The sequence below is a fragment of the Flavobacterium sp. 2 genome (assembly GCF_049949195.1).
Lineage (GTDB): Bacteria > Bacteroidota > Bacteroidia > Flavobacteriales > Flavobacteriaceae > Flavobacterium.
Genome location: NZ_CP188206.1, coordinates 1,683,869 through 1,707,826 on the forward strand (window position 1 = coordinate 1,683,869; position 23,958 = coordinate 1,707,826).

22 protein-coding genes are annotated in these 23,958 nt (G+C 35.0%); 7 read left to right on the forward strand and 15 right to left on the reverse strand.

Annotated features, from left to right (window positions below; all coding sequences use genetic code 11):
• Window position 1 precedes the first annotated feature (1 nt).
• The 11 genes from ACNFIH_RS07210 to ACNFIH_RS07260 form a co-directional block, all read right to left on the reverse strand.
• Window positions 2–637 (reverse strand): TerB family tellurite resistance protein, encoded by a 636-nt coding sequence (locus ACNFIH_RS07210; protein ID WP_426486089.1) that lies wholly within the window; start codon window positions 635–637, stop codon window positions 2–4.
• Between the two features lie 11 nt (window positions 638–648).
• Window positions 649–1,263 carry a hypothetical protein gene (locus tag ACNFIH_RS07215; protein WP_426486090.1) on the reverse strand — a complete coding sequence of 205 codons (615 nt, stop codon included), beginning with the start codon at window positions 1,261–1,263 and terminating at the stop codon, window positions 649–651.
• A gap of 15 nt (window positions 1,264–1,278) precedes the next feature.
• Complete coding sequence (locus ACNFIH_RS07220) at window positions 1,279–1,962, reverse strand: conjugal transfer protein TraI (RefSeq protein ID WP_426486091.1); 684 nt, start codon at window positions 1,960–1,962, stop codon at window positions 1,279–1,281.
• Window positions 1,963–1,974: 12 nt separating this feature from the next.
• Window positions 1,975–4,443 carry a TraG family conjugative transposon ATPase gene (locus tag ACNFIH_RS07225; RefSeq protein ID WP_426486092.1) on the reverse strand — a complete coding sequence of 823 codons (2,469 nt, stop codon included), beginning with the start codon at window positions 4,441–4,443 and terminating at the stop codon, window positions 1,975–1,977.
• Window positions 4,444–4,476: 33 nt separating this feature from the next.
• Entirely contained in the window at window positions 4,477–4,791 is a 315-nt protein-coding gene (locus ACNFIH_RS07230; protein ID WP_426486093.1) for a DUF4133 domain-containing protein, read from the reverse strand.
• Window positions 4,792–4,803: 12 nt separating this feature from the next.
• A complete protein-coding gene (locus ACNFIH_RS07235; protein WP_241676577.1) occupies window positions 4,804–5,094 on the reverse strand; it encodes a DUF4134 domain-containing protein in 291 nt (96 codons plus the stop codon).
• Between the two features lie 174 nt (window positions 5,095–5,268).
• Window positions 5,269–5,739: a hypothetical protein gene (locus ACNFIH_RS07240; RefSeq protein ID WP_426486094.1), complete on the reverse strand. Its 471-nt coding sequence runs from the start codon at window positions 5,737–5,739 to the stop codon at window positions 5,269–5,271.
• Between the two features lie 227 nt (window positions 5,740–5,966).
• Entirely contained in the window at window positions 5,967–6,164 is a 198-nt protein-coding gene (locus tag ACNFIH_RS07245; RefSeq protein WP_140509017.1) for a YqaE/Pmp3 family membrane protein, read from the reverse strand.
• A 94-nt stretch (window positions 6,165–6,258) separates the two neighbouring features.
• Complete coding sequence (locus tag ACNFIH_RS07250) at window positions 6,259–7,461, reverse strand: hypothetical protein (RefSeq protein ID WP_426486095.1); 1,203 nt, start codon at window positions 7,459–7,461, stop codon at window positions 6,259–6,261.
• Window positions 7,462–7,499: 38 nt separating this feature from the next.
• Entirely contained in the window at window positions 7,500–8,387 is an 888-nt protein-coding gene (locus ACNFIH_RS07255; RefSeq protein ID WP_426486096.1) for a helix-turn-helix domain-containing protein, read from the reverse strand.
• Between the two features lie 304 nt (window positions 8,388–8,691).
• Window positions 8,692–9,390 carry a hypothetical protein gene (locus ACNFIH_RS07260; RefSeq protein ID WP_426486097.1) on the reverse strand — a complete coding sequence of 233 codons (699 nt, stop codon included), beginning with the start codon at window positions 9,388–9,390 and terminating at the stop codon, window positions 8,692–8,694.
• Window positions 9,391–9,737: 347 nt separating this feature from the next.
• Between ACNFIH_RS07260 and ACNFIH_RS07265 the strand changes: the two genes are divergently transcribed.
• Both ACNFIH_RS07265 and ACNFIH_RS07270 read left to right on the forward strand, forming a co-directional pair.
• Window positions 9,738–11,417 carry a helix-turn-helix domain-containing protein gene (locus tag ACNFIH_RS07265; RefSeq protein WP_426486098.1) on the forward strand — a complete coding sequence of 560 codons (1,680 nt, stop codon included), beginning with the start codon at window positions 9,738–9,740 and terminating at the stop codon, window positions 11,415–11,417.
• A 74-nt stretch (window positions 11,418–11,491) separates the two neighbouring features.
• A complete protein-coding gene (locus tag ACNFIH_RS07270; RefSeq protein ID WP_072974225.1) occupies window positions 11,492–11,668 on the forward strand; it encodes a histone H1 in 177 nt (58 codons plus the stop codon).
• A gap of 167 nt (window positions 11,669–11,835) precedes the next feature.
• On the opposite strand, the gene ACNFIH_RS07275 is transcribed toward ACNFIH_RS07270, so the two are convergent.
• Window positions 11,836–12,057 (reverse strand): helix-turn-helix domain-containing protein, encoded by a 222-nt coding sequence (locus tag ACNFIH_RS07275; RefSeq protein WP_426486099.1) that lies wholly within the window; start codon window positions 12,055–12,057, stop codon window positions 11,836–11,838.
• Window positions 12,058–12,551: 494 nt separating this feature from the next.
• Between ACNFIH_RS07275 and ACNFIH_RS07280 the strand changes: the two genes are divergently transcribed.
• The 3 genes from ACNFIH_RS07280 to ACNFIH_RS07290 are packed head-to-tail and all read left to right on the forward strand — an operon-like array spanning window position 12,552 to window position 19,620.
• Window positions 12,552–15,578: a SusC/RagA family TonB-linked outer membrane protein gene (locus tag ACNFIH_RS07280; protein WP_426486100.1), complete on the forward strand. Its 3,027-nt coding sequence runs from the start codon at window positions 12,552–12,554 to the stop codon at window positions 15,576–15,578.
• 15 nt (window positions 15,579–15,593) lie between these two features.
• Window positions 15,594–17,009, forward strand: coding sequence for a RagB/SusD family nutrient uptake outer membrane protein (locus ACNFIH_RS07285; RefSeq protein WP_426486101.1), 1,416 nt, complete (start codon window positions 15,594–15,596; stop codon window positions 17,007–17,009).
• Window positions 16,996–19,620, forward strand: a complete 2,625-nt coding sequence (locus ACNFIH_RS07290; protein WP_426486102.1) for a S9 family peptidase — start codon at window positions 16,996–16,998, stop codon at window positions 19,618–19,620. Before ACNFIH_RS07285 ends, ACNFIH_RS07290 begins: the two co-directional genes overlap by 14 nt.
• A 40-nt stretch (window positions 19,621–19,660) precedes the next feature.
• Here the strand turns inward: ACNFIH_RS07290 and ACNFIH_RS07295 are convergent, their stop codons facing one another.
• From ACNFIH_RS07295 to ACNFIH_RS07305, 3 genes are all read right to left on the reverse strand, one after another.
• Window positions 19,661–19,927: a hypothetical protein gene (locus ACNFIH_RS07295; protein ID WP_426486103.1), complete on the reverse strand. Its 267-nt coding sequence runs from the start codon at window positions 19,925–19,927 to the stop codon at window positions 19,661–19,663.
• Between the two features lie 90 nt (window positions 19,928–20,017).
• A complete protein-coding gene (locus tag ACNFIH_RS07300) occupies window positions 20,018–21,529 on the reverse strand; it encodes a MauE/DoxX family redox-associated membrane protein (RefSeq protein WP_426486104.1) in 1,512 nt (503 codons plus the stop codon).
• 208 nt (window positions 21,530–21,737) lie between these two features.
• Complete coding sequence (locus tag ACNFIH_RS07305; RefSeq protein ID WP_426486105.1) at window positions 21,738–22,028, reverse strand: hypothetical protein; 291 nt, start codon at window positions 22,026–22,028, stop codon at window positions 21,738–21,740.
• A gap of 289 nt (window positions 22,029–22,317) precedes the next feature.
• Between ACNFIH_RS07305 and ACNFIH_RS07310 the strand changes: the two genes are divergently transcribed.
• Both ACNFIH_RS07310 and ACNFIH_RS07315 read left to right on the forward strand, forming a co-directional pair.
• Window positions 22,318–22,713 carry a plasmid mobilization protein gene (locus tag ACNFIH_RS07310; RefSeq protein ID WP_426486106.1) on the forward strand — a complete coding sequence of 132 codons (396 nt, stop codon included), beginning with the start codon at window positions 22,318–22,320 and terminating at the stop codon, window positions 22,711–22,713.
• Window positions 22,698–23,957 carry a relaxase/mobilization nuclease domain-containing protein gene (locus ACNFIH_RS07315; RefSeq protein ID WP_426486107.1) on the forward strand — a complete coding sequence of 420 codons (1,260 nt, stop codon included), beginning with the start codon at window positions 22,698–22,700 and terminating at the stop codon, window positions 23,955–23,957. Before ACNFIH_RS07310 ends, ACNFIH_RS07315 begins: the two co-directional genes overlap by 16 nt.
• Window position 23,958: the final 1 nt, after the last annotated feature.

Sequence of the window (23,958 nt, forward strand, 5' to 3'; positions counted from 1 at the left end):
TTTAGTTTTTTAGTTCCTGAAGTTCTTTGGAAGCATAAACATCCTTCGCTTCTTTTGCTCTTTGCAATGCCAGCACATTTGATGTTGCATTAAAGTTTCTGAGAAACAAAAGCTTATCCTGCATCTGCAGATAAATATCATCTACAGCCTGGAGCCTTTCGTCATCAGACATACGAAGTTTATCCGCTGTTACAACCATTGCAAGTTCATCGAGATTTCTTAAACTCTGGCTAAGAAGATTTCCATATACTTTTTCAAAATAGCTGATTTCCTTTTCGCTAAAGTTGCCACTCTTTACAAATCGATTCAGTCCATTTTTGCTTTCCTTCATCAGCAGCATCTGAAAATTTATGATGTCCCCTACTCTTTTGTAATTTTTCACAACAGGGCTTACCTGCATAAGGGCATCCAGAAAAGTTTTATGCAGGCTGAAATTTCCCTCGGTCATATCCTTGACTGTCTTATAGCCTCCCGAGAGCAGTTCGTATCCTTTTTTCATATCGCTTAGGATCTTTTTAAACTGGGATAGTTTTTCAATGTTTAAAATCAACTGCTGAATCTCGGCTGACTGAGCATTTGTTCTGTTAGGAACAATTAGCAGACAGACTGTCAATATTAAAAACAATATTTTTTTCATCGCTTTTTATTTTATAATCCGTAGATAGTTCCTGAATTCCGGGCATCTCCTTTTTCACGAGCCTTTGATAAAGACAGAAGTTTCGCTTCATTGCTGAAAGACAAACAGAAATTATAATCCTCCAGCATCATTTTGTGCAGCGCATCAATACGCTCGATTCTCTGGTCATCTTTAAGTTCCAGCTGAGTATCTGTAGTAATAACCAAGAGCTGGTCAAGGGTATCGCTGCAGTTCTCAAGCATTCTTTCAAAAGAACGTTCTATATAATCCAGTTCATTTCCGTGAAATAAATCACTTGTCTTCAGATCACTATAAGTTCTTTTACAGATTTTCATTATTTTAAACTGCGTCGAGAGAATTTCTGCTGTCTTATAATAATTCTTAACCTTTGGATTAATCTTCAGGAGCGACATAAAATAATCACCATGAAGATTCACTTCACCCCTTTTTGCATCGCCAATAAAATTCAGTCCCTTAGATACAACTGAATATCCTTTCCTGGCATAATCAATATAAACCTGAAGAGCAGCAATCTGCAAAAGGAGTTCCTTTCTCTGCTTGGCCTGCGCCTGAATTCCCTGATGCATAAACAGCACGATCAAGGATAATGAGATTATTTTTTTCATGATATTTTCATTGAATTACGGAATTCCGTAAAATTGTTTGACCTGATTTACATCTGCCTCTGTTTTGGCCCTCTGAAGACTAAGCATTACATTCTGCTGATTAAAAAGCGTGAGATCATCATAATTGGCATCAATCTGATCGGCAGCTTTATTTATGATTTTGAGTCTTTTTAGATCGCTCATCTGCGTGCTGAAAGAATCGAGTATTAAAAAGATCTGGTCAATATTTTTCACGCTTTCTTCCAAAATACCCGAATAAACACGTTCCATATACTGAATCTCGCCGTCTTTAAAATGAGTATCCTGTTTGAATAAATTCCAGGCTCTTTCATATTCCTCTACCAGTTTGGTCTGCTTCTTAGTAATATCTTTTATCCTTTGGTAATAGGTTATAATCGATTTCACCTTTGCCAGTTCTTCATAATAGCCCTTATACAACTCTTTCTGTTTCTTAGTCCAATCCGAAATTTCATCCAGCTTTAATTTAGAAAGTACGTTCTCTATCTTCTTCTGTGCATTTTGAAGCCAGATCGTTTTGTTCTGAAGTTTCTGAATCCTAAGGTCAATTGCTTTAATAACTTTTTTGGTGACCGCTTTTACAATTTCCAGTATCGGCAGTGCAGCTTTCTTTTCTGCCGGCCTTGCCGGCGTGCTGATTAACAATAGAAAGATTAGGCACGTAATTATTTTTGTTTTCATTTTTCCTTTTAATTAATTTCCATTTCTCATATCGCGGGCCATAGCTGCGATTCCTTTTTTGATGTCGCCACCGAACTTTTGGGCATAGGCATTCATTTTCACTTTCTCACTTTCCTCTGTGGTGTAGGCCAAATACTCCTCAAGCGAAACTTCTGTTCGGTACACTTTTGAAAGCATACTTCCCAGTGAAATAAATACTTCCTTGTATTTCTTATCAGGATCATTAGCTTTATTAACCGATAACACCAATGCCTTTTCTTTTTCGGTCAGTCCCAGCAGTTCCTGTATCTGATCAAATTTATTTTGATACTTGCTTTGGTCCAGCAGGATCTTGCAGTCACTATTATTGATAATGGCCTGTTTGACAACTGGCGATGAAATAATATCTTCAACCTCCTGAGTTACTACAATGGCCTCACCAAAAAATTTCCGCACAGTCTTGAACAAATACTTAATATATTCAGACATCCCTTCTTTGGCAATCGCTTTCCATGCTTCTTCAATCAGGATCATCTTACGGATGCCTTTGAGCTTTCTCATCTTGCTGATAAAAACCTCCATGATAATGATCGTTACCACAGGAAATAGAATCGGATGGTCTTTGATGTTATCCAGTTCAAATACGATAAACCGTTCCTTTAATAGTTCCAGATTTTCTGTGGCATTTAATAGATAATCAAACTCTCCTGCTTTGTAATATGGGCGGAGTACATAAAGAAAATTGTTTACGTCAAAATCCTTTTCTTTCACCTTATCACCTTCCAATATCTTTACAAAATCATCTTTGAGGAATTCATAAAAGCTGTTGAAGCATGGGAACAGGTTGGGGTTCAAATCTAGTTTTTCATAATACAGCTGAAGCGCATTTGATAAAGCTACATACTCGCTTCGATTAAAGGTTTCATCGTCTTTTTTCCAAAGTGCCAGAAGCAGTGTTTTAATGCTTTCTTTTTTCTCGGTATCCAGAGTATCCCCTTCTGAAATGTAAAAAGGATTAAAGCGGATCGGGTTCTTCTCATCGTAAGTGAAGTAGTATCCATTAACCATATCGCAGAGACCTTTATAACTATGTCCTACATCCACCAGTACAATATGTGTCCCCTGCTCATAATAGCTTCTGACCATATGATTGGTAAAAAATGATTTCCCGCTTCCCGAGGGTCCGAGTATAAATTTATTTCTATTAGTGCAAATCCCCATTTTCACAGGCTCGTCGCTGATATCCACATGAACAGGTTTTCCCGTAAGACGGTCTCCGAGTCTGATACCGACAGGACTAAGCGAGGACCTGTACCCTGTTTCCATATTTAAAAAACATACTGCCTGCTCGGTGAAAGTATCAAAAGTATCATTCATGGGAAAGTCTGCTGCATTGCCCGGCATGCCTGCCCAGAAAATCTGCGGAGCCCCAACCGTTTCCAGCTTGGCTGCTGCGTCCATCTGAGCCAATGCTGATGACACTTTGTTTTTAATATCCTTCAGTTCTTCTTTGTCTGTACTCCAGGCCAGCACATTAAAATGTGCCTTAACCGGAAGTCTTTGCTGGGATACTGCTTCGTTCAAAAAATCATTTGTCGCATCCCTGGCAATCATATTCTCACGGCTGTATGCCGACAAAGACTGAAGCCTTAATCTTTTACTTTCCAGTTTTTGAATCGTTTTTTGGCCGTCTTCTATAAACAAATATTGATTATAAATATGATTGCAGGATAAAAGCTGTCCCAGAGTGGATGCAAATCCAATACTGAATTTGGTTTTATCTGTGGAATAACGATCAAAATTGATTCTCGAACCGCACAACGCCGGCAGATCAGCAGCATCTCCAAGCGTAAAGAGCTGGCAGTGTTTATCGCCGACAGCTAAACCTTCATCAAATTTGATATCTTTAAAAACAAATGAATCTTCCCTCTCAGATAAAAAACAGTACTTTTCAATCAGTCCTAATTTCCTGCTTTGACTTTTAAGTGAATCATTTTTCAATCGTGTAAGTTTTACAAAACCGCTGTCTTCCATAATTCTTTTAAACTGTCCTGTACAGTCAATAAAATCCTGTAACAGCTGTGCTTTTAAAGTTTCTTCCGGCACAATTGAACGTCGCAAAAGATTTGAAAAAAGGGAACTTGAATTCTTCCTTCCCTGTGGCTTCATAGTCAGCATAATGTAACAGGAATGATCCAAAAACGGTCTTTCATTAAAAAACCGCTCACTGCTCCGGGTTAAAAAACTGCTGTCATCACTTGTAAAATCAGCTTTGTGACTCTTTTCTAAAAACCAGTCCTGCTTGTGAAAAACACAGAATTTAGGAAGCACTTTTATTGCTTTTATCCACGACTGATGAAAAGCTTCATATTCCTGATCAGACAAAGTAAAAATCTCAGGCAGCTCAGCCTTAAAAACTACAGTTACGTCTCCCTGCTTTGATAAAATACAGTCATGCTCCACTGCCATAATAGGCAGTATATCTTCCATCCTCTTCTCCATCTCCTCTTCATTTTCAACATTAACGTTCTGTAGCTACATCTTTATAAAAATAGCCCTGCTGTAAACTTTTATACATTTTGGAACCTGCTTTTTGGCCAGCGTCTTCATCATGCCGTATTCTCCGTACTGGTTACTCATTTTGTATATTTTAAAAACAAAAAATGTACCTGCAGTCCCGATAAAACCAACACACAATAATGAAGGCAGGCCAATAATGTACATCACTGCAAAAAGAACCATAAGCGATACAATACCTCCTCCCAAATACCATATGTACTGAGCCTTCAAGCCTTTAAATTCTATACTCTGATTGATTCCTTTGTTGATCTGGTAAACACTGTTACTCATAAGATCTTGTCTTTAAACCCCGAAGAAGGATTTAATTACTGTGGCTACCACAACTAGAAATACACAGCTGCCAAACCAAGCTGCTGCAACTTTTCCTGTATCGGGATCACCCGCGTTCCATTTCTGATAGACTTTAACTGCTCCTATAAGCCCCAGTATAGCACCAACAGCATACATAAGTTCTGTTCCTGCATCAAAATAACTCCTGACTTTTTGGTTCGCCTCGTTAATTCCGGCCACACCGTCCTGGGCATAAATTCTTGTTTCGTACACTAACATTAATGCAAGAATGCAATATGACATTACTTTTTCTTCATCTAATTCCTTTAATTTCCACCAGCATTTTCTCATCACACATCATTTTTAAAGTTTATATCAATTTTAAAAAGCAGAGGAATATCGCCGTTGCAACTCTATTTCCTGTCACATAAAGCCATACCGCACCAGAGAGAACAGGGATTATTCCTCCGCTGAATTTTATGAAATAGTCTCTTCCCACAGAGTATCCGCTTCGGCAAACGTTAAATTGAACTGCGTGTGCTTTTCGCTTTCAGAGACTACTAGATTGTTTATATTTTCTCGTAAAGAGGAGATCTTCACGTATGGGTACTCTTCCAATACCATTTTAAGGTAATTTTGAAATTGTTCTTTTGATAAGTTCATTTGAGAACTTTCTTCTACTGCTTGTACTATACGAGTGGATAGTTCCTCGGCATCTTCTAAAGTATCAAACGATTCTGAAAAAGAGGAAGACAAAGACTTTTGGTCTCTCTGGTTTTCAAGTTTGTTAGAAGTTTTTTTTAATACAGGAAACTTGAGTTTCTTCTCTCCCGATAAAAGTTCCCTTAAATCTTTACTGTAAAATTTTAGTATCAATACCAAATACCAGGTCAATAGTATTATACCTATGGCAGCTAGGTAGCTGCCCCATGAAACATTTGTAAACATAGTCATCATCATTTATCATTCAACATTCATCTCGTCTATGTAAATCATTATCACAAAATTGGATATGATTCATTCTACAAGTCAAAGGAACGATTAAGATAAGTCTGCTACAAGTACAACTTTTTGTTGTACCTTTTCTGTACCCCTGAAATTTTGCAACAAAAAAAAGGCTTACAAAACAATAGTTGATTGTTTTGTAAGCCTAAAATTGTAATTTTCTAAATATCTTATTTACTTCTTAAACTTTTTATCAGTTTATTGTTGCGTTTATCTGCACGGGAATTCTGCAATGAGATAACCGCCCAAATTGCTGCGGGAATCCATCCGATTAATGTAATTTGAAGAATCAAGCAAATAATTGCTGTAAAAATCTTTCCTCTCAATAGAAAAGAAACACACGGAAAAAATATTGCAATTAGTGTCATAATTTATCTTATTTAGTAATATGTCGTGGATAATAAAATTTGTTACTCAAGTGGTAGTTGTTTTTTCTTTTATAGTATGTACGCATTCACAATATCAGTACGATTGAATTTTAGTTATAATTTTCTCAAGGATTTCAATGGCTATCTTCTTATCCCTTTCCTCTGCATTGTATGACTTACTTCTAACCGATTGATAGGATAGATCTTTTTTAAAAGGCGTAGATAAATGCGGTACAATTGTTTTAAAAACTTGGCTCATTGATTTGGCTCTTAGAATCCGAGATTCATCACTTGCACGAAGTATAAGAGCAATTTGATCGGAGGATAAAACACATTCAATTTTGCTTTGTATACGTTCATCTTTCTCCCCTTTCTCCAGTATAGGATCTGTAGTATTAACTTCTCCCGAAAATTCTATCCTTTGCTTCATGTAATCAATTTCATTTCTGAACCATGCACCTAGAGATTCTTTAATATTCTTTTGGCAGGGATCAAAACTGAATTTTTCACAGGAGTGAAATTGATTAAACTCTTTAAATAAATACAATAATTCATTCATACGATGCTTTAAACTTTGATGAATCTCTAACCTTGCGCTTATCCGGTCAATTAGAGAATGCACATAATCCGAACCATTAAAATTAGCTTCGATAAGCAATTCATCAAAGTTCGTAAAGAAAATATCGCTTTCTTTCGAAAAATCAAATTGTTCAATTTTTCGCAGTAGTTCTTTTTGATAAAGAAGATGTCGATAAGTGCTTTTATATCCTGTACTTGATTGCAATACGTCATTTAAGCTATTTATAACAACATTCAGCATATTTTTCTCTGTATCAAAAACTATTTTTTTTGACTTTAGTTTTCTTATTTTCAGCTGAAGCTCGTTTCGTGACACTATCGTATAAGTCAAGGGCACACGATGATCGAGACTTAAAAAGCTTGCAAATCTGGCTTCAATAAACGAAAGAAGTCCATCTATACTTGTTATTATAATATCAGCAATTGCTGCCAGCTCATCATTTTTAAATAATTGGTTGTTTTTATTCTCTACGATGTTGTCAAGGAGAAAAATAAAGCTGGAATGATATTTTCTGACTAAAAGTCTAATGTGCCTTTTTTTTCGTATGGCAAAGACTTCATTTTTAATTTGGATTTGAATTTTCCTGGACTCTTTTAAAAGATCAGCACTTATCAAAGATAAGTCGTGCTTCGTGATTGAAGTACTATTTATATTGTCAGGTTTTAAGGTTTGTAGTATTAAATTATCTAACCACTCTAAAGGATATATTTTAATCATCGTACTATTGTTTAAATTGACATTTAATGCAATAAAAACTAGCGTGTTTTAAACTTTTCCATTGCATTCGAACGGTACTGAGATGGGGATATTGAAGTATGCTTTTTAAAGAATACACTAAAACTGTTTGCCGTTGGAAATTCCAGTTCATCTGCGATATCTACAATGGTCAACTGTAGGTCTTCAAGTAAGTTTTCAGCTTCGCTTATAATAGTTTCAATTATCAATTTTTTCACGGTTTTACCGGTCACTTGTTTGACAATTTTGTTGAGATGACCAGTTGTCACGTAAAGGGCGCCAGCATAAAACGGCGCATTATGCTGTTTTTTATAGTGAATCGCTAAAATCGTAAGAAATCGAATTATTAGGCTTTCTTTTCTTGTAAAATGCTGTGAAGTATCAGAAGTATATTTTGTATAGATAAGCCGAAGCTCATACAGAAAAAGATTAAAACTAATCCTTTGTAATTCGGCATCAACACCATTTTGCCTGGCATCTTTATTTACAAAATAAATAAGTTTGTAAATTAGGGAAAGAACTAAAAATTCTTTCTCTTCAAGTGCAATCTTTAATGATGCTTTGCCAATAAAAAAATAAAAAGAATCAACGAGCTTTTTTTGCAGGCCATGTTCAGCAGCATATTCTGAACTGAATGATATTAAATACAATTGCAATTTTCCCTCCACCTCAAACAATGTACAAAATGAATCTTTGGGAATAACAAGCAGATCTCTTTCAGACAAATCCTGAATAATTTCTTTAAGCTTAATCCTAAATTTGCCTGACCTGATTAACAGCAGGGAAAAGTTGGAAACAATAAAGGACTCGGCTAGTTCACTCTTGACAACATACTTTTTTATAATATGAATATCCAGACCGGGAATTGGCAGATCCTTTAATTCTATGTTTATTAAATCTTTAATCATCTTTTTGATATTTCAAAACAGTACCTAGAACTTTACTATTTTATTAATTAGTTTTTACTTTCAAAAGCCCGTTCCATAATAACAAACGCTAAAAAATAAAGATTGGAAAGCGATGTTACGAAAAACAGAAAAGCAAAATCTCGTGGATCAATTATTCTCTTACCGGTAGTGGTAACACAGCCGATTATTTCATCATAGAAAAAAAGATCTATGATGAAATAAAGACTGATAAGATTAAAAATGATCAGAGCAACATATAAAAAATTTCGTCGTTTCATTTTTTAAATATTTGTTATAATAAAAGTCATTGTTTAACAACAATGTTCAGAAGCGCAATAATTGTAATTATAGGGGCTTGATTATTATTGAAAAATATTTTTGCATGTCTGGTTCCTACAGAGGTTTCCCAATCTCTATCCTTACGTTCAGCCTCCGCATATAAAGCATAACTCGAAATAGTTGAAACAGTTAAAATAGTTTCTTTCTCATCGACCAGTAAAGTTGTATTTGCTATAATTCCAGCGTCAAAAGAAATTATGTAATCTCGAATTGTCACATATTCCTCATCCTGCTCGGCAATTAATGTCTGCACAAAAAGTAAGAGTTCTGATTTACTCGCTGCACTTATGGGACAATTTTCAACTATTTCAAGTAGCATCACAGACGGATTATCCAAAATCGCAGCTATTTCTTCGGTTGTGTATCCTAAATTTGCACTTTTATGATTGTCGTTTCTCTTATACTGCTGCGCTAAGAAAGATATCTGACGTCTGATCTCCTCTATTGAATTGGGTCTATTATAGAGGTTAGAGTACGATTGAACTATGTCATAGTATTTTCTTCCTTTAGCATCAAAAGGGTTAGTAGGACTCAGTGGAAATACACTATCCTTTGTAATCTCTGCGGAATTTTTATTAAAACTTTCTGCTGGCTCAAAATCGGATTCCGATGAGCATGCGGATAATAGACATAGTAATACGCTGCATAATATTAAGTTTTTCATGATTTGTTTGTTTGAAATGTGAATGAGAAATTATTCTCAGTTCATTTCACCCGGGTAAGCAGAACTTTTATCTGGCACCTTGCCAAGACATTTTTGCTTTTGAATTCAAAGCAAATCTATTCGCGTAAAAATCCCTGTGCAACACAATGCATATGGATTTATGGAAATTCAACTATGGATTTTCTGAAAATCCACACCCCTTTTTGCAAATTATTTCCTTGTTTTCCAATAGCTTATGTATCTTTTTTGTTATTTTTATATTAAGCTTTGATTAACAGCTCGGTAGCCTCGAAATTATGGGCAAAAAGGGGTTGCCGCAGAGTATTTAGTCTCAAACTCCTACTAATATGAATCATAAACATTTCTATTTATTACTTGTTGTAATATCACAATTCGTTTCCGCTCAGAAAAACAATTTCAAAATTCCCGATTCTTTAAAGAATAAAAACTTCAATTATCTTGATGATAGGATCTACGCCTTAAGGGGCGACAGTTTGAGAGCATCAGTTTATTTATATGCTTATCTAAGTAAAGCTAAAAGCGAGAAAAATTGGAAAGAGATAATAAATGGCTATCAAAATATTTTGCACGAATCCCCGGAATCTTTAAAATTAATATATGCCGATAGCATGATTTACGTCGCCAAACAATCCAAAGTAGATGCATTAATCGGCTCTTCCTATCTCTCTAAAGGTATTGTCTACTATGGAAAAAAAGAGCTGCAGAATGCTCTGGATAATTATATTATTGCGAACAATTTCATTTCAAAAACTAATGACAAATACTTAATTTACAAGGTAAAGTATAATATTGCTGTAATTAAGTCTTATTTGGGATTTTATGACGAGGCTATCTCACTGTTTAAAGAATGCATTGTATATTTCAAGGATAATGGAACACGACCTTATTTAAATTCGCTGCATTCACTGGGTCTTTGCTACAATAAGATTGGAGATTTGGGGCAATGTTCACAAACTAACGCATTGGGTCTTTCGGAAAGTATAAGGCTAAAAAACAAAGAGATGACTCCTTACTTTATTCAATCTGAAGGAATCAATCAGTACTTCCGTAATAATTATTCAACGGCAATTAGAAACTTACAGTCTTCGTTGGACTCTATTATACAGAATAAAGATTTCGCAAGTGAATCAATTGCAAATTTTTATATAGCAAAAAGTTTATGGCAACAAAAAAAATATGAAAAAGCACTTCCCTACTTTCAAAAAGTAGATCAAATATTTAGAGACAAGGGATATATTAGACCTGATCTACGCGAGACATATGAACTACTAATTCAATTTTATAAAACCAAAGATAACTTACAAGGTCAGCTATACTCTATCGATCAATTACTAAAAGCAGATGATTTACTAAATGAAAGCTACAAATATTTGGTTAGTAAAATCCACAAGGAATACAACACTAAGGAGTTACTATTTGAAAAAGAGAAGATCCACTCCGAATTCTTAAAAGAAAAACAACACGTATATTTTTTCATTTGCGTTATAATAGTACTTTTTATTATTTCGTTTTTTTTATCGTACAAACATCTTAAAAATAGACGTATTTATAAGCAGAAGTTTGATGAATTAATGCTGAGAATAAATTCTGATAATAAATCTAAACCTAAGGTAAAATCGGAAAAAAATCAAATAATGGATATAAATCATGAGACAGTAGCTAACATCCTAAAACAATTGGAAAAATTTGAGCACGCACAAAAATTTTTGGAAAAGGATTTGACACTTTCAAAACTAGCTGTAAGATTTAAATCTAATCCTAAATATCTATCAATCGTTATAGCCCATTATAGGGACAAATCTTTTTCGAAATATATTAATGACTTAAAAATTGATTATTTAGTCAATCTTTTAAAAACAGATAAAAGGTTCAGGAATTATTCAAATTTAGCTTTAGCTGAAGAAGCGGGCTTTACTAGCACTCAGAGATTTGCGCATGCTTTTTTATCAAAAACAGAAATTACAGCCACATACTTTATTGAACAAATCAAAAAAGAAAAAATATAATATTTTGTACAACATAATTTTTACGTCTGACGCAAAAGTATATTTTTGCAACTCAAATTTAAAAAAATTGTATCATGAAAGATCTAGTTGCAAAAATCAACGCAGAAATCGAAACATTTAAAACAGAATCAGACTCGTTAATTGAAAAAGGTGTTAAAGCAGCTGGAGCAAGAGCTCGTAAATCAACTTTAGAGATTGAGAAACTTTTAAAAGAATTTAGAAAGGTTTCGATTGAAGAATCGAAAAAATAAATTCATCCTTTACTTTTTACTTAATTGGCCTTTCAGTTTTCTGGAGGGCTTTTTGTTTAAATAATATTGTTTTGCTTTATATCCATTTTCTTAAAGTGCATATATTCTATTTTGATAAAAATAATATGCAAATTTCTTGTATAAAAAACAATTTAACTAATAGTTTCCTATACATCTATTAATTTGAAAAATTCATAAAGCTTTATTTCTCTTGCCTCACAAATTCTTACCAAGGTTTTTAAACTAATAGTATAATCTTTATTATATTTTATATTCCGAACTGTCTTTTCGTCAATATTATGCTCACTAGCAAATGCGCTTTGAGATTTGGCTTTTGCAGCCCACTCAAGCGCAATGTAATCAACGATTAAACGATTCTTATCCTTCATATATAACAAAGTAACTTTTTATACTTCAAAATAATTCGGATTAAAATCCGAAATTCAGATTATTTTGTTATATTTGCTTTTGAATTAATATATTTGCGATTCTTCATAAAAAATATTTGAAGCATTCGCTTTGAATCTCGTTTTCAAAAACTGGCGTTTTATATACCACGAGAGGATAAGTATGATGCTCACGCTTTAGGGCGTGGGCTCACTTATTTGTGGTAGGGCGCCGCCAGTGCCTTGAAAGCGATAAGATGAGTTCTGCGCCTTTTTTTAATCAGTCATCTTAAATTCTTAGCAATACTTCCTGCTGTTTTAAAGTTTCGCACTCGTAGTTGAACCTATTAAAAATTTCTGCCTGTGCTATAATAAATCTCTCTTATGATCATTAAGCCGTTTACTTAATGCATAAAAAATGGCCCTCTATCTCGTCGCCAAACTAACATAGAGGACCGTAGCTAATCAAATCACTTTAACTAACCAATCCCAATATTATGAATAATTTTTCATTTTACAAGGATCGAAAAGCTCTTTATTGCCTAATTTTTCTTGGCTTTTTCTTACCCTTTTCATCTTCTTATGCCTTTAATTCTGTTCGGCAGAATTTTAATCTTCAACAAAACCAGATCCGAGGAACTATTACTGACGGAACTAATCCATTGCCTGGTGTTACCATTGCAATAAAAACCAAACAAAATGCTACAGCCATTTCAGATTATAATGGCCAGTATTCTATTTCAGCATCTCATGATGATATTTTAATTGTTTCTTTTATCGGATTCAAAACTGCAATAATTCCAATTGCAGGCCGGAATATTATTGATATTACATTACAATATGAAACTACCACTCTAAAGGAAGTCACAGTAAATGCAGGATATTACTCTGTTAAAGAAAGCGAACGCACTGGAAATATTGCCAGAATTACATCCAAAGATATCGAGAAACAGCCAGTGACAAATGTTTTAGCCACCATGCAGGGCCGTATGGCTGGAGTTAGTGTCATACAGAATTCAGGAATGCCCGGTGGTGGCTTTCAAATAAAAGTACGGGGCCAAAACAGCTTGCGAAGTGATGGTAATATGCCATTGTACATTATTGATGGAGTTCCGTTTTCATCTCAAACCATTGGAAGTAACTACACCTCTACCAACATGCCGGTACAAAACAGCCCATTAAACAGTATTAATCCTGATGATGTGGAAAGTATAGAGGTATTAAAAGATGCCGACGCTACTGCAATTTATGGCTCAAGGGGAGCGAACGGCGTTGTCCTTATTACTACAAAAAAAGGAAAACAGGAAAAAACTACTTTTTCTTTAAGCTACACAGGCGGCCTTGGAAAAACTGCGGGGCATATGGAATTAATGAATACAACTGATTATCTTTCAATGCGTAGAGAAGCCTATGCAAATGACGGTGTCAGAAAATATCCAGCTTCCGCTTATGATGTAAATGGTATTTGGAATCAAAATCGGTACACCGATTGGCAGAAAGAAATAATCGGAGGTACTGCACAATATAATCTCTTACAGGGATCACTTTCAGGAGGTTCTGCTCAGACGCAATACCTAATTTCTGGCGCCTACAACCATGAAACAACGGTCTTTCCTGTCGATTTTAAATCAAGCAGGGCAAACGCCAGAGTAAATCTTAACCATGCATCTAAAGATCAGAAATTAAAGGTAACTTTTACAGCAGGATATACATTTCAAAACAGCCTGCTTCCTTCCACTGACATAACAAAAGATGCATTAACACTTGCTCCCAACTCCCCTGCATTATATAATGATGACGGTACACTTAATTGGGAAAACGGGACTTTTAATAATCCGGCAGCCAAATTACTTCGCACAATTACTGGCAAGACATATGATTTGATAGCTAATACGATAATTTCCTATAATATAATTTCTAGCTTGCAGGCTAAATTAAATCTAGGGTATACTGATTTGAGACAAAATCAGTTGACCGCGTTGCCATCAACTGCTTTTAATCCTTCCTTAGGACGCGGAAGCGAATTCTCGTCAGTGTATTACAATACCGTGAGCCGCACTTCCTGGATCATCGAGCCACAGCTCAGCTGGAATAAAACATTCGGAAAAGCGCAGTTAGAAATACTTATCGGTTCAACTTTTCAGAAACAAAGCGGTATGCAGCAGGTAAGTTCTGGAGAAGGTTTTGCTAATAATAGTTTACTTGATAACCCGGCATCGGCATCGACCTACAGGGTAATGGAAAGTAGCCTGAGCGTGTATAAATATAGTGCGGGATTTGGCCGATTGAATTTTAATTGGGATTCAAAATATATAGTAAATATTACCGGCAGAAGGGACGGATCAAGCAGGTTTGGTCCCGGTAAACAGTTTGCCTCATTCGGAGCCATAGGGGCAGCATGGGTATTTTCAGAAGAAACTTTTATAAAGAAATTAGATTTTTTAAGCTTTGGAAAACTTAGAGCAAGTTTCGGATCAACCGGAAATGATCAAATTGGTGATTACCAATACCTAAATACGTATACTGCTTCAGGAAACAGCTATCAGGGTATCAAAGGACTGTCTCCGTCGCGTCTTTTTAATCCTGAATTTGGCTGGGAAACCAATAATAAACTCGAAGCAGCAATTGAGTTGGGATTTCTTAATGATCGTATAGTAGCATCTGTATCTGCCTACAGAAACCGTTCATCTAGTCAGCTGATTGGAACACCGCTACCTGCAACTACAGGGTTTAATCAGCTTCTTGCCAATCTTGATGCGCAAGTTCAGAATAGTGGTTTAGAAATTACCCTGCAGACACAGAATATACATCTTCCAAATTTTACATGGACTACTAGTTTTAATATTACTAATGCAAAAAATAAACTATTATCATTTCCCGGACTCGAAGGATCTTCATATGCCAATCAGTTCGTAATAGGAGAACCTTTAAATATTATTAAGGTTTATCAATATAAAGGTGTTGATCCTGTAAATGGGAATTACACTTACACAGATTTTAATTCTGACGGAAGCTTTTCGGCGGCAGATGACAAAAAGATAATAAAAGATCTTAATCCTGATTTTTACGGCGGTATACAAAATTCATTAACCTTTAAAAGGGTAACTCTGGATTTTTTATTCCAATTTGTGCGTCAGGAAAATTTCAATGAGATATTTCGCTTTACCATGCCGGGAACATTCTCTAACCAGCCTTCTGGTGTGAAACAACACTGGCAACAACCGAGTGAATCTTCTAGCTATCAAGGGTACAGCAATTCTAATAATCTAAGAAGCACCGCCTATTCGAGATATATTCAAAGTGATGCAGTTATAGGTGACGCATCTTTTATACGACTAAAAAATATTTCCCTCGCATATGATCTGCCTAAGGAGTGGACGAAAAATTTCAATTGCAAAATCGCACTTGAGGGCCAGAATCTTTTAACATTTACCCATTATAAAGGCATCGATCCCGAGTTTACTTCAGCAGGTTACCTGCCTCCTCTGAAAATATTCAGTAGCTCTATCCTGCTATCCTTCTAATTAAAACTATTTGTTATGAAAATTAATTTTATGAAATATCTTATATCAACATCATATAATGGTCGCTGTATAGTAATCGTTTTTCTGACATTAACGGTCTTTTTTACTTCTTGTAATTTTACAGAGGTTGACCTTCCTTCATCACAACTCAATGCTGATGACGTATTTGAAGATAAAAATACAGCTACGGCAGCTTTGGTTGAAATCTATAGCAACATGAGGGATAATGGAGTTCTTACAGGTTATCCCTCCGGTACTTCATCACAATTGGGACTTTATACGGATGAGCTTGATTTTTATGGCATTCCGGCTAGTGGAAGCGCAAGCTTTTTTAACAATACACTGCTGCCTAGCACTTCCGATGTTTCATTATTTTGGAGATATAGCTACAATCAAATATACGCAGCAAATGCAGTGATCGAAGGTGTAACTAATTCAAAATCTCTTAAACAAATCGACAAAGAGAGATTGATCGGCGAGGCTTTATTCATAAGGGCATTAATTCATTTGTATCTAACAGATCTTTTTGGCGATATTCCATATATTCAATCTACAAACTATCGGGAGAACAGCAAAGTGGATCGCCAGCCTGTTCAAAAAATTTATGAGCATATTAAAGATGATCTTATTTATGCCTCATCGGTACTTTCTCCCGAATATGCTACAACAGAACGGGTGCGTCCTAATAAGTGGGCAGTCAATACGCTGCTGGCTCGGGTATTGTTGTATATGCAACAATGGAATGAGTCTTCCAATGTTGCTTCATCAGTTATAAACGAAAAAAATGTTTATAATCTACCTACCGATCCTTCACAACTATTTCTTAAAGGAAGTTCATCAACGATATGGCAGTTAATGCCTGCCAATACTGGAAACCCCACGCTAGAAGGAAATCTTTTTATTTTTAAAAGTGGTCCCCCTCCTTCTTTAGCTTTAAATAATACGCTTGTAAATAGTTTCAGCAGTTCCGATTTGAGAAAGAAGTATTGGATAAAACAAGTTACAACTGGAACTAACAGCTGGTATCATGCTTATAAATATAAACAGGATACAAACAGTGGCACATCATCGGAGTATTCCATTGTGCTAAGGCTTTCTGAATTATACCTGATAAGGTCCGAAGCAAGATTGATGAGCGGTGATTACATTGGCTCAAAGGAAGATATTAATATTATTAGGAATTATGCAGGTCTAGGTAACACAAATGCTTCCACTGATACAGAAATTCTCAAAGAGATACTTCTGCAAAGGAGGCTGGAATTATTCTGCGAATTTGGACATAGATTCTTTGATCTTAAAAGAACCCAAAGACTTGATGCAACTCTCGGCGTTGCAAAGCCAGGCTGGGATACACATGACAGACTCCTGCCTCTTCCTGAATCAGAATTATCGTTAAATCCTAATCTTAAACCTCAGAATGAAGGCTATTAATTATATATATAAATGCAAAGATTGCCTTCCTAAAATATTAAGGACAGTTCTAATTCTTCTTTACATTTTTCCTAATTTATTTAACGCACAGGTTTCTGCCAAGCCCTTGCCACCCTCTGATTACCATCTTTGGAATGAAACACTTATTAGAAATGTGTCGCCTGATGGAAACTGGGTTAGTTATCTTTTGATGTATGAAAGTAAAAAAGATACTTTGTTTGTGAAAGCTCTTGAATCTGATAAATTATACAGTTTTCCGCGTAGCAGGCAGGGTTATTTTCTAAACAATTCATTTATCTGTCAGAGAGCAGATACACTTATCATACAAAACCTAAAAGATGGAACCTTGAAGCTGTTTAGCGGAATTGCAAAATTTAAAATAAGTGCTGATAATAAATATATCGCTCTTATAAAAAAGATAGAAAATTCTTCCTACGGCATGCTAATAAAAGATACAGAAGGAAAAGCTATTTATGAAGAAAATAATGTAAAAGATTTTCAATTATCAGATACAGGACATCAGATTATATATACTTCTTTATCGAAGACGATTCTAACTATTAAGTTAAAAAATATAAATAAAACTGACATCCCGATAAAAATAATGGAAACAAGTGCGGGAACTTTACCGAAATTTTCATGGAAAAACAATACAGTAGCAATAATCTCAAGAAAAAAAGACAAAGTTTTTTTATACAGTTACAATATTAAAAAACAGCTTCTCAAAGAATGTCCTTTCGGTAGTTCTTTGCCTGCTTCGTTAAATATGAAAATTTCATATGATGCCTACTCAAGTATACTTGTAAGCAATAACGGTAGTAAAATATTTTTTCGAATATCAGAGCCAATTCAGAAAGAAAGCGTTGACGGAGATATCGTTGAAATTTGGAATTCGGCTGACAAGAGATTATTCGACAGAAAAAAAAGACATGGAAGCTACAATAGTATTAGTAAAGTTGCAGTATGGAATGTAAATAATAATATTATAAGACAGATTACCAATAGACAAAATCCTGAATTATTTTTAAGTGGTTCATTATCTCATGCTTTTCTATATGATTCATCTGTATATGAGCCTCAGACGGAAATGAATAGTCCGATAGACCTTTTTGCCATGGATCTTACAAGTGGAGAAAAGTGGGTCATAGAGCAGAAACTTTCTGGAGATTATCTCCCACAACCATCGCCAAATGGGAGGTATTTAGCTTATTTTAAAGACCGTCAATTGTGGTGCTATAATATTGATAAAAAAAAACCACTCCCTCTTCTGGAAAATAATAGTCTGCAATTTTTTAATCAGAACAGAGATATGCCGGGTAATGCCAGTCCTTGGGGCATTGCAGGCTGGAGTTCCTGCAGTCGATATCTCTTGGTATATGATGAATTTGATTTATGGCAGATAGACGTTTCAACAATGGTACTTACAAGACTTACTCAAGGACGGGAAGAGAAAAAGGTATTCCGTATTAGTACGCCTTTATATGAAACCACACCTCCATATCATGAATTTTCTAATTCACCTTCACTCAGACTTGAGCATGAATTACTTTTCTCAGTGAAAGATCACAACCGTGGAATGTCTGGATTTTATTCATGGGATAGGAGAAATGGGACGAGAGAAATTCTTTGGACAGAAAAGAGAATAAACCAAATAGTAAAGACATCTCTGGGAGAATATATTTATCTTGGACAGCGTTTCGACAGTCCGCCCGCAATAATGCAAACTGATGGAAAAAAAAATGAAAAATTAATAATGCAGAGCAACCCGCAGCATAAAAAATACTTGTGGGGAAAAGCCAGTCTCGTAAAATACAATTTTGAAGGAAAACAGCTTTCAGGTATCCTTTATACTCCTCCGGAATTCAACAAAGGCAAAAAATCCCCAATGATAGTTTACATTTACGAAAAACAGTCGCAGCAACTTCATATTTATCAAAATCCAAGTCTTCATACTAGTGATGGATTTAACTTACCTCATCTCTTATCTAAGGGTTATTTCATCCTTCTGCCAGATATTGCATACGAATTCGGCAGATTAAATAAATCCGTAACTGGGAGTGTCCTGGCAGCCATTGATACTGTCTTGGCTGAGGGTAATGTGGATAATTCTAAAATAGGATTAATTGGCCATTCCTTCGGCGGTTATGAGGTGGATTTGATAATCACACAGACTGACCGTTTCGCGACGGCAGTAGCAGGAGCCGGATGGACTGATTTAATTAGCAGCTATCTATATATGGGACCAACACTTTCACGGCCTGATTTCTATCGCTGTGAATTCGACCAGCTGCGTATTGGAAAATCACTGTTTGAAAATAAAAATGCATATCTGGAAAACTCTCCTGTACTACTGTCCGAAAATGTTTCTACCCCTTTGCTTGCTTGGACGGGGAAAGAAGATAGGCACGTTAATGCACTACAGACACAGGAATTTTACTTTGCTTTACGCAGGCTAAATAAAGAACATGTAATGCTTATATACCCTACTGAAGGACATAATCTAAGAAACAATACTAGTCAGGAAGACTTGACATTAAGAATACAGCAATGGTTTGATCATTTTCTTAAAGGTAGTATAAAAGAAGAATGGATGTCACCTAAAATTGACTAAAAAAGATGCCGCTTTAAAGCGGCATCTTCATTTTTAAATGTTAATGTTCTGTATCCCTTTTCAAAGGTACAAGACATGTAGAATTTGAATATTCGTACAGCTGGGAATTATCCGGTGCTAGACAGTCAAAATTTCCTGAATTGGAACATTGCTGTATAGGCTGGCAGACACTTTCGTTTTCAATCTGCTTGTACCCCATAACCGGAGCTGTTGTGCTTCTGCCAATAGTACTTGTACTCGCAGCACTTGTTAATCCGATCACTGCTACAGCCATCGGAACGGCGTAATTAAAAAAATTAGTTTTCATAATAAAAAAATTTAGTTAATGATCTACTCTTTTACAGGTTTTCGATCTTGCCCTGCTATTTGGCCAATAGTTTTTTGCTGTATTACAGCTTTATTTTTCATACTGTTCCATTTTTTTTCTGCTAAGCTTGCTGTGAAACAAATAACTGCCAATCAAAGCGTACAGATTATCACCTTCAATAACAAAATTTCTGACTTTATTACCTCCTATATCATAAATACAAAAACTATATCTGTAACTTTTGTCCCTAAGATCGTATACATCAATTATACTTGCAGATTCCCACAATGCATCTTTTTCAAATTTACCTGGTATTGCCGAACTAACAAATAACCTATGATCAGCAACTGCGCTGGCTTTATTGACAAATAAAGGAGGCTTTGCAAGTTTCCTTACGTGGCTTTTTTCTATTTTAACAATGTCCAGCTTAGCCTTTGAAATAGTATCAATTGTATTTCCTCTTTTTATTAGATTAAGTTTCACATCAGCCAAAGTATATTGGTTACGATAGGCATACAGATAGACAATTTGTTGCGTTTTATCATTATAATGCAGTTGTCCATCCAGATCGAAAACACCGTCAAATTGTTTCACCAGTAAAGCCGGATTTAAAATGGTTTTCCCGGTTTCAACATTTACTACTCCAAGGATACCTTCTCCTGTAACAGAACTATGCGAGCGTATTACAATTGAAGCTGAATCTGCTGGCACGGCCACGGCAAAATATTCTCGTCCTGGTCTTTCAAGTTCTACTTTCCAATTAGAAACTTTACCTCTGTAGGTGACAGGAACAGTTCCATCTGTTACAAAAAAGTAAGGTGACATGACACTGATTCTAAGTCCTCGGAACTTATATTTCTTCCAGTCGATTTCTATTCTTTTCTTTTCGATGATCTCCATTTTTTCATTTACAACTGTAATAAGTAGTGGGGCTGTTGTGTTTCCAAGGTAAATTTTATTATGGTCTGTTCCAGCAATATAATATGAACTTACACCAAGATCTAGTTTCATATTCTTTTCAAGAGGGGTATGTGGAAATCTTCTTATGTGATTATTATGGACATGCACTATTTTCTCTGAAATTAAAAACAAAAAAAATACGATACTTATTGCCAGCATGGTAATTGCAAAGAATGATCCGATGTATCTAACAATCTTATTTTTATTTGTTTTGTTTTTATCTTTGAAGAATTTTAAATACAATGCCAATCCAGCTAGCACCGTAAATGTTAAATTGAAAAACAAATGTTGTGTCCAATTAAGCTTTTCAAGTATTCCTCCACAAGAACATGGAACAAAAGAACTATAGTTTAGAATTATAAAAATATAAGTTGTAAACATTATCATAAGAAAATAAGACGCTAAAAGTCCAATTATTCTAGTTTTAGGGACTATAAGCAGCAAACATATCGTAATTTCCAACAGAGGTATGAACCATGAAATATATGAAGCAAAAGCACTTATTAATGGTGACTGGCCAACCTGTATCTGGAAGTTCTGAAAATCAAGCAGTTTACTTGTTGCTGCATAAACAAATAAAAGGACATATAAAAGACAGACTCCCTCAATAATGATACTTTTGTAACTTGTCTTTAATTTCATAATTAAAAGTTTAATGCGATTCTTAAAATCAATTTATTTAATCAGTAAAACATAAACAAAAGTAGATTAGTTATTCGCAAATATAGATATCAAAAACAAGCCAAAAAGTTACCAAAACAGGCAATCTGTAAAATTCTACCTTGATAAAAAAAATGCTATATAAATGACAATGTACTTATATAGCATTTTTACTTTTTCCAATTTCAAATTATACTTTACTACTTTCACTCAAAGTTTTAAGTTTTAAAATAAGTTCCACCAGACCTGCTTTATGCAGACACTCTTCAGAAATGTTTTTAAGTTCTGATAAACCTTCTTCAGATATGTTCCCCATAATATTTCCTGCATCCTTTTCCAGTAGCAGTCCCTGTTCAATAACATGGTTTAATAACAATACATTTTTGCGTGAAATTTTCAAATCAATCTTCACGCTCTCACTCATGCCAGGAATACTCATGACAGTATCAAAAACCTTGGCTACTTCATTTTTTGTAATCATAATTTCAGCGTTTTTAAATTAATAAATCAAAGTTTAGAGTTAAGAATGCATCAGCAAAGCATCATAAGCATAATTTACCTGTGATAGGCTGTATTGACTGCTCTTACGTAAATTCGTATTGATATTTAAAAAATAGTCTGAAAACCTAATAAGATTCTAAAAGATTGCCACGTTCCTGCAATCTGCAAGATGTCCGGTTGTATCACAACCGATATCTTGCCGCCCTTTTACTCGGAACTCGTTGGCGGTGAAACCAGAAGGATAATAGTTTGTGAAATGAAAAAGATAAATGATGGAAGAAGAAAACAAAAACAGAACTAGATGGCTGCATCTGAGACTAACTAGCTCCGAATATGAAACACTGCAGAAGCAGTTTGGCAAATCAACCTGCAGAAAACTCAGTGATTATGCCAGAAAAAATCTGCTGCAGAAACCTGTGGTTTTGAAATATCGAAACGAATCACTCGATGAATTAATGAGTGAACTCATACTGCTGAGAAAAGATTTAAATGGTATTGGAAACAACTTCAATCAGGTAGTTAAAAAGCTTCACACCCTTGTACAGATTTCAGAATTTAAACATTGGATTATGGTTTATGAAATAGAAAAAAAAGTACTCTTTAATTCCATAAACCAAATAAAAAAACACATCGAAAACCTCAGTAAAAAATGGTTGCAGTCATAAATACAGGACGCTCAATCAGGGCTATTTTAAATTACAATGAGAACAAAGTTTCCACGGGTGCTGCCCAGTGCATTGGAGAAGGAAATTATCCAATGGACGTGCAGAACATGAATTCAAGTTTTAAATTAAACATGCTTTTAAAACAGTTGGAGCTCAATGAAAATGTAACTCGAAACAGTGTGCATATATCGCTCAATTTTGACCCGTCAGAAAAAGAATTATCAAAGGAAAAACTCATGGAAATTGCAGGTAGTTATATGGATAAAATTGGTTTTAGGGATCAGCCATATTTAGTTTACCAACATCACGATGCCGGACATCCGCACATCCATATTGTCTCCATTAAAGTAAAAGCAGACGGCAGTAGAATAGACATGCAGAACATTGGAAAAAATCAGTCGGAAACAGCACGAAAAGAAATTGAAACACAATTCAATTTGGTACGCGCAGAAAGTAAAAAAAAGACAACCGTAATGGATTTAAAACCATTAAACGTTCATAAAATCGAGTATGGTGTTTCAGATTCAAAAAAAGCAATTGCCGGTATTTTAAATGCCGTCATACCGCATTATAAATTTACAACTATTGGAGAATTAAATGCAGTATTGAACCTGTACAATGTTTCAGTACTGCAGGGAAAAGAGGATTCTAAAATGTTTCTTCATAAAGGACTTTTATACCAGATTATTGATGCAGACAAAAAACCGATCGGAGTGCCGATAAAAGCAAGCAGCTTTCATTTTAGACCTACTTTGAAAACTCTTGAACAAAAATTTCAAGCCAATAGAAAATCCCGGGTTCCGGACATGAAAAGAGTCCGAAACAGTATTGATATGGCATTTTTAAAAAACAGCAGTATAAACCTTGACGAGCTGGAAAAAAAATTACTCAAAGAAGGGATCGCTATAATTTACAGACAAAGCTCTCAAGGTCTGGTCTATGGAATTACTTATGTAGACCATACTACAAAATGCGTTTTTAATGGCAGTGCTTTGGGTGTTCAGTATGCCGCAAAGGCAATGCTGGAAAGATGTGGTAATGTAAGGGTAAAACCTGACGAGAATAATTATGAAAACAAAATACAGAAAGAAGAAGCAACTAAAAATCCTGCTTTTATTTCTGAGCGTGAATTACAAAAGATAATTGACAGCATTTTACAGCCTGAATATGCATCTGAATATATTCCCCCCAGCTTAAAAGGCAGACGAAAAAAAAGAAAAAGAAAAGGACAGTCCGACAATTAAT